This is a genomic window from Achromobacter sp. 1014246743 (assembly GCF_059760725.1).
This window is the reverse complement of the sequence record NZ_JCBANA010000004.1, coordinates 136302-142864: the sequence shown is the minus strand read 5'-3', so window position 1 is coordinate 142864 and position 6563 is coordinate 136302. Positions and strand designations below refer to the sequence as shown.

5 protein-coding genes and 1 pseudogene are annotated in these 6563 nt (G+C 68.2%); 3 read left to right on the top strand and 3 right to left on the bottom strand.

What is annotated here, in order from left to right:
• Together AC6LJ2_RS03360 and AC6LJ2_RS03355 are read right to left on the bottom strand one after the other, a co-directional pair.
• Positions 1-172: pseudogene (locus tag AC6LJ2_RS03360) on the bottom strand (Zn-dependent hydrolase); the annotation flags it as partial.
• A gap of 74 nt (positions 173-246) precedes the next feature.
• On the bottom strand, positions 247-1038 hold the full coding sequence (locus AC6LJ2_RS03355; protein WP_263911716.1) for an enoyl-CoA hydratase/isomerase family protein: 792 nt from the start codon (positions 1036-1038) through the stop codon (positions 247-249).
• 140 nt (positions 1039-1178) lie between these two features.
• On the opposite strand from AC6LJ2_RS03355, the gene AC6LJ2_RS03350 reads away from it, so the two are divergent.
• The gene (locus AC6LJ2_RS03350) at positions 1179-2087 is read left to right on the top strand and encodes an SDR family oxidoreductase (protein ID WP_263911717.1); all 909 of its coding nucleotides are present in this window, start codon (positions 1179-1181) and stop codon (positions 2085-2087) included.
• Here AC6LJ2_RS03350 and AC6LJ2_RS03345 read toward each other — a convergent pair.
• On the bottom strand, positions 2051-2776 hold the full coding sequence (locus AC6LJ2_RS03345; RefSeq protein ID WP_498150758.1) for a TetR/AcrR family transcriptional regulator: 726 nt from the start codon (positions 2774-2776) through the stop codon (positions 2051-2053). The genes AC6LJ2_RS03350 and AC6LJ2_RS03345 overlap by 37 nt on opposite strands.
• A 95-nt stretch (positions 2777-2871) precedes the next feature.
• Between AC6LJ2_RS03345 and AC6LJ2_RS03340 the strand changes: the two genes are divergently transcribed.
• Both AC6LJ2_RS03340 and AC6LJ2_RS03335 read left to right on the top strand, forming a co-directional pair.
• Positions 2872-4494, top strand: a complete 1623-nt coding sequence (locus tag AC6LJ2_RS03340; protein ID WP_498150757.1) for an acyl-CoA synthetase — start codon at positions 2872-2874, stop codon at positions 4492-4494.
• Between the two features lie 142 nt (positions 4495-4636).
• Positions 4637-6493, top strand: coding sequence for a phosphoenolpyruvate carboxykinase (GTP) (locus tag AC6LJ2_RS03335; RefSeq protein WP_263911722.1), 1857 nt, complete (start codon positions 4637-4639; stop codon positions 6491-6493).
• Positions 6494-6563: the final 70 nt, after the last annotated feature.

Below are 6563 nucleotides of genomic sequence, written 5' to 3'. Positions count from 1 at the left end.
ATTCGGCGCGCAGCCACTGGCGCGCTTCCTGGAACAGCGGCGAGAACGCGCGGCGAGTCCAGGGCTGGTCGGGCAGGGTGAAGCGCGACAGCGCTTCGACGCGAGCCCACAGGCGGTCGGCGTTCAGCGGGGGGAAGACGGGGGCGGGCGAAGCAGGAGAGGAGGCGGGCATGACGTAAGGCTGGGGGTGTTGCGGGAAAGGCATCGGCGATTATGGCATGCAGTTCCCGCTCACCGCCCGCCGCGTCATCGCTGGCGCCAGGCCGGCTCGCGCTTTTCCAGGAATGCGCCGACGCCTTCGCGCGCTTCGTCCGAACGGCGCACGGCGGCAATGCGTTCGACCGAATCGGCGATCAGCGCAGCGTCCAGCGGCTGGCCGGCGAAGTCGCGCACCAGCCGCTTGCTGGCCTGCACCGCCTGGGGGCCGTTGTCGCACAGCGTGCGGCAGATCGCCTCGGCCTCGGTGTGCAGGCGGTCGGCCGGCACCACGCCGTGCAGCAAGCCCATGCGAAACGCGGCGGCGGCGTCGAAGCGTTCGGCGGTCAGGAAGTATCGGTTGGCCGCGCGTTCGCCCAGGGCGCGGATGACGTAGGGGCTGATGGTGGCGGGCAGCAGCCCCAGGCGGGTTTCCGACAGGCAGAAGTGGGCGTGGTCGGCGGCCACCGCGATGTCGCATGCTGCCACCAGCCCCAGGCCGCCCGCATACGCGTCGCCATTGACGGCGGCCACCACCGGCTTGGGGCAGGACCAGACCGCGCGCAGCATGTCGGCCAGGCGGGTGGCGTCGGCGCGGTTGTCGGCGTCGGCAAGCGTGGCCATCTTGCGCATCCAGTTCAGGTCGCCGCCCGCGCAGAAGGCCTTGCCCGCGCCGGTCAGCAGCACCACGCGCACCGCCGGGTCGGCGCCGGCCTGTTGCAGCGCCGTGGTCAGGGCCGCGATCAAGGTCTCGTCGAAGGCGTTGCGCACGTCGGGCCGATTCAGGGTCAGGCGGGCGACGGGGCCATCGAGCACGACCTCGAGCGGGGCGGGCTGGGGCATGCGGGTCTCCTGTTTATTGATTTGTGCTCAATTAATAACCTGAACGTCACAATTGAATCCATAGGGTGAAACGTGGATATACGATGTGACGAGGGTAAATATTGAGTTATCCTCAATAAAATGGAACGATGGAGCGAGACATGAGCCATGCCCCCACCCGCGACGCCGCGGCGCGCTATGCGTCGGTGTTCCGGCCCGGCCTGTTCGATGGCCAGACCATCATGGTCACGGGCGGCGGCAGCGGCCTGGGCCGCTGCACCGCGCATGAATTGGCCGCGCTGGGCGCGGGCCTGGCGCTGGTGGGCCGCAAGCCTGAAAAGCTGGCAGCCGTGCGCGACGAGATCGTGGGCATCTACCCCGAGTCGGCTGGCCGCATCACGCTGCACGCCTGCGACATCCGCGGCGAAACCGGCGTGCGCGGCGTGGTGGCCGACGCCCTGGCCGCGCATGGCGCCATCGACGGCCTGTTCAACTGCGCGGGCGGCCAGTTTCCCGCAGCGCTGGAAGACATCAGCTTCAATGGCTGGAATGCGGTGGTACAGAACAACTTGCACGGCACTTTCCTGGTGGCGCGCGAGGTCTATGTGCAGCACATGCGCCAGCACGGCGGAGCCATCGTCAACATGCTGGCCGACATCTGGGGCGGCATGCCCGGCATGGGGCATTCGGGCGCGGCGCGCGCGGGCGTCTGGAACCTGACCGAAACGGCCGCCTGTGAATGGGCCCATGCCGGCGTGCGGGTGAATGCGGTGGCGCCCGGCTGGATCGCGTCCAGCGGCATGGACAGCTACGACGAGGACTATCGCGCCGTGCTGCGCGAGCTGAAGACCAAGGTGCCGCTGCAGCGCTTCGGCACCGAGGCCGAACTGGCGGCGGCGGTGGTTTTCCTGCTGTCGCCGGCCGCCGCTTTCATCAACGGCAGCGTCATCCGGGTGGATGGCGGCGTGCCCAATGCGCGCCATTCGTGGACGCTGCCGCCCGCGCAACGAAGCCAGGCCTACGACGGCTTTCCTCAGTATTTGCCGCCGTCCTTGTTTTCGGAAGATTGAAGCCGATGCAGGGCGTCTTGCACTTCGCCGCGAAACCGCGCCAGCGCCAGCGCGTCGCGCTGCGGCGGCTGCAGGGCCTGCCACAGGAAGTCGACCAGCTGGTCGGCGGTGGCGGCCACGTCGACCTTGGCATTGCGCAGGATGGCGTCCCAGAGCACGTGTTCCATCGGCCCGTACACGGCCGACCGCAACAGCCGCAGCGGCATGTCCTGGCGGATGTGGCCGTCGGCCTGGCCCTGCGCCAGGATGCGCATCAGCGGCGCGGTGTAGCGCCGTTGCAGGCCGGCGTAGACCTCGCCGAAGTCGTCGTTGCGGGCGCGGCCTTCGGACAGGATGAAGGCGCACAGCCCGGTGCCTTCGGCCAGCAGATGGCGCAGATGGGCATGCACCAGGTAATGCAGCTGGGCCCGCGGGCCTTGCACGTGCGGCAGCCTGTCTTCGACCTTGGCGATGATCTCGTCGTACCAGTCGCTGATGACGCGCACGCACAATTCGCGCTTGCCGCCAAAATAGGTGAACACCGTGCCTTCGGACACGCCCAGCCGCTGCGCGATTTCGGTGGTGGTGGCGGCCTGGAAGCCGGCTTCGGAAAACACCTGCCGCGCCGCCCGCAGGATGTCCCGTATCCGTTGTTCGGACTTGGCGCTGGCCGGCAGGCGGCGCATCGGGACGGGAGCGGTTTTTTCCATGGGTGCGGTGGCGGGGCGAGGGGCCTTTGCAGTGGTCGACGGCCCCTATCATAACGACACGAACACAAGAATAACGACACGGAGACGAAATCATCATGCTGTCCAGAACCGACACCTACGCGCAATTGGCGGACACCTTCCAGTGGCGCATCCCCGCGGCCTACAACATCGGCGTGGACGCCTGCGACAAGTGGGCCGACGGCAGCGGCCGCCTGGCGCTCATCCATGAAAAGAACGACGGCACGCAGACGCGCTACAGCTTCGACCAGATCAAGGCGCGCTCGAACCAGCTGGCCCATGCGCTGCGGCGCCACGGCGTGCGCCGCGGCGACCGCGTGGCCGTGTACCTGCCGCAGGCGCCCGAGACCGCGGTGACGCACATCGGTGTGTACAAGCTGGGCGCCGTGGCGGTGCCGCTTTTCACGCTGTTCGGCGTGGACGCCATCCAGTACCGGCTGGCCGACAGCGGCGCCACGGCGCTGGTGACCGACACCGAAGGCTGCCGTCGCCTGGCCGAGATCCGCGCCAGCCTGCCGGACCTGAAGGTCGTCTATTGCATCGACGGTGCGGGCGAGGGCGGGGCGCTGGCGTTCCATGCCGCGCTGGACGCCGAATCGGACGCGTTCGACCCCGTGGACACCGCGGCCGACGACCCCGCCGTCATCATCTACACGTCGGGCACCACCGGTAAACCCAAGGGCGCGCTGCATGCGCACCGCGTGCTGCTGGGGCACCTGCCGGGCGTGGAGATGTCGCACGAATTCTTCCCGGAGCACGCCGCGCTGATGTGGACGCCGGCCGACTGGGCCTGGATCGGCGGTCTGCTGGACGTTCTGCTGCCGGCCTGGCACCACGGCGTGCCGGTGCTGGCGCGGCGCTTCGAGAAATTCGATGGTGCGGCGGCCTTCGACCTGATGGCGCGCCATGGGGTCACGCATACCTTCCTGCCGCCGACCGCGCTGAAGATGATGCGCGGCATGGCCCAGCCGCCCGCGCCCGGCGCGCTGGCGCTGCTCTCGGTGGCCAGCGGCGGCGAATCGCTGGGCGCCGAGCTGATCGACTGGGGCCGGCGCGTGCTGGGCGTGACCATCAACGAGTTCTACGGCCAGACCGAGTGCAACATGCTGGTGTCGTCGTGCTCGTCGCTGTTCGAGCCGTGCATCGGCGCCATCGGCCGCGCGGCACCCGGCCATCGGGTCGCCATCGTGGATGACCAGGGGGTCGAAATGGCCGATGGCCAAGAGGGCAATATCGGCGTATTGCGGCCCGACCCCGTGATGTTCCTGGGCTACTGGAACAACCCCCGGGCCACCGCCGAAAAGTTCGCCGGCGATTATCTCCTGACCGGCGACCAGGGCGTGCGCGATGTGGACGGCTTCATCCGCTTCGTCGGCCGCAACGACGACGTGATCACCAGTGCGGGCTACCGCATCGGCCCGGGGCCCATCGAAGACTGCCTGCTCGGCCACCCCGCGGTGCGCATGGCGGCGGTGGTGGGCGTGCCCGACGCCGAGCGCACCGAGGTCGTGATGGCCTATGTCGTGCTGCACGACGGCGTCAACGGTGACGACACGCTCGTCAAGGCCCTGCAAGCCCACGTGCGCACCCGCCTGGCGGCCCACGAATACCCGCGCCGGATCGGCTTTGTAACGACTTTGCCAACGACGGCCACGGGCAAGATCATCCGCAGGGCGCTGCGCGACGGGCGCTACGAGTAGACCGTCTCAACCCGTGACAATCTCGTCCGTCTGGTCGGGTTGACGGGCGACCCAGCGCTGCAAGTATGATGGCGCAAACATGTATACGGCCCCATGCAAACGGGGCCGTATCGCCATCAGCCCTAGTATGGAGATAACCCTAATGAATAAGCCCTTGGACGGGGGCCTGGCGGCCTTGAACGTACCCGCATACGTCAAGCACCGCGGCCTGATCGACTGGGTCGCCAGCGTGGTGGCGCTGGCCAAGCCGGACCGCGTCGAGTGGTGCGATGGTTCGCAGCAAGAATACGACCGCCTGTGCGAACTCATGGTCCAGTCCGGCACGATGCGCCGGCTCAATCCCGCCAAGCGCCCCAATTCATTCCTGGCCTGTTCCGACCCGTCCGACGTGGCGCGTGTCGAAGACCGCACCTTCATCTGTTCGGACCGCGCCGAAGACGCCGGCCCCACCAACAACTGGGCCGATCCCGCCGAAATGCGCGACACCCTCAATGGCCTGTTCGACGGCGCCATGCGCGGGCGCACGCTGTACGTGGTGCCGTTCTCGATGGGCCCGCTGGGCTCCGACATCGCCCACATCGGCGTCGAACTGTCCGACAGCCCCTACGTGGCCGTCAACATGCGCATCATGACTCGCATGGGCAAGCAGGTATACGACGTGCTGGGCGCCGACGGCGAATTCGTGCCGTGCGTGCACTCGGTCGGCAAGCCCCTGGCCGCCGGCGAGGCCGACGTGGCCTGGCCCTGCAACCCCACCAAGTACATCGTCCACTTCCCCAAGACCCGCGAAATCTGGAGCTTCGGCTCGGGCTACGGCGGCAATGCGCTGCTGGGCAAGAAATGCTTCGCGCTGCGCATCGCGTCCACCATGGGACGCGACCAGGGCTGGCTGGCCGAACACATGCTGATCCTTGGCGTCACCTCGCCCAAGGGCCGTAAATACCACGTGGCCGCCGCGTTTCCGTCGGCCTGCGGCAAGACCAACTTCGCCATGCTGATCCCGCCGCAAGGCATGGACGGCTGGAAGGTCACCACCATCGGCGACGACATCGCCTGGATCAAGCCCGGCGCCGACGGCCGCCTGCACGCCATCAACCCCGAGGCCGGCTATTTCGGCGTGGCCCCGGGCACCAGCGAGCAGACCAACTTCAACGCCATGGCCACGCTCAAGGCCAACGTCATCTTCACCAACGTCGCCCTGACCGACGATGGCGACGTCTGGTGGGAAGGCATGACCGACACCCCGCCCGCGCACCTGATCGACTGGCAAGGGCAGGACTGGACCCCGGCCATCGCCCGCGAAACCGGCCGCAAGGCCGCGCACCCCAACGCCCGCTTCACCGCGCCGGCCGCGCAGTGCCCGTCCATCGACCCCGAATGGGAAAACCCCCAGGGCGTGGTCATCGACGCCTTCATCTTCGGCGGCCGCCGCTCGACCACCGTGCCGCTGGTCACCGAAGCGCGCAACTGGGTCGAAGGCGTCTACATGGCCGCCACCATGGGCTCGGAAACCACCGCCGCCGCCGTCGGCCAGCAGGGCGTGGTGCGCCGCGATCCCTTCGCCATGCTGCCGTTCTGCGGCTACAACATGAGCGACTACTTCAACCACTGGCTCAAGCTGGGCAAGCAGCTCGAAGCCGCCGGCGCCACCTTGCCGCGCATCTACTGCGTCAACTGGTTCCGCAAGGGCCCCGACGGCAAGTTCGTCTGGCCCGGCTTCGGCGAAAACATGCGCGTGCTGCGCTGGATGCTCGGCCGCATCGACGGCCAGGCCGGCGGCGTCGACCAGGTCTTCGGCGTGTCCCCCAGCTACAAGGACATCGACTGGACCGGCCTGGAATTCAGCCCCGACAAGTTCGACCAGGTCATGTCCGTCGACGCCACCGCCTGGCGCGACGAACTGGCCCTGCACGACGAACTGTTCGGCCAGCTGGCCCAGGGCCTGCCCGACGACCTGCCGGCCACCAAGGTCAAGATCGAAGGCCGCCTGGCCGCCTGACGGCGGTCACGCGCCAGCAGTCAACGCCGCGCACGGCAACGTGTGCGGCGTTTTTTCGAGCGGACCCGGG

What these genes read in the sequence shown, in the direction of transcription:
- AC6LJ2_RS03355 (WP_263911716.1), bottom strand. Translation starts at nt 1,038, where the DNA reads ATGCCCCAGCCCGCCCCGCTCGAGGTCGTGCTCGATGGCCCCGTCGCC.
- AC6LJ2_RS03350 (WP_263911717.1), top strand. Translation starts at nt 1,179, where the DNA reads ATGAGCCATGCCCCCACCCGCGACGCCGCGGCGCGCTATGCGTCGGTG.
- AC6LJ2_RS03345 (WP_498150758.1), bottom strand. Translation starts at nt 2,776, where the DNA reads ATGGAAAAAACCGCTCCCGTCCCGATGCGCCGCCTGCCGGCCAGCGCC.
- AC6LJ2_RS03340 (WP_498150757.1), top strand. Translation starts at nt 2,872, where the DNA reads ATGCTGTCCAGAACCGACACCTACGCGCAATTGGCGGACACCTTCCAG.
- AC6LJ2_RS03335 (WP_263911722.1), top strand. Translation starts at nt 4,637, where the DNA reads ATGAATAAGCCCTTGGACGGGGGCCTGGCGGCCTTGAACGTACCCGCA.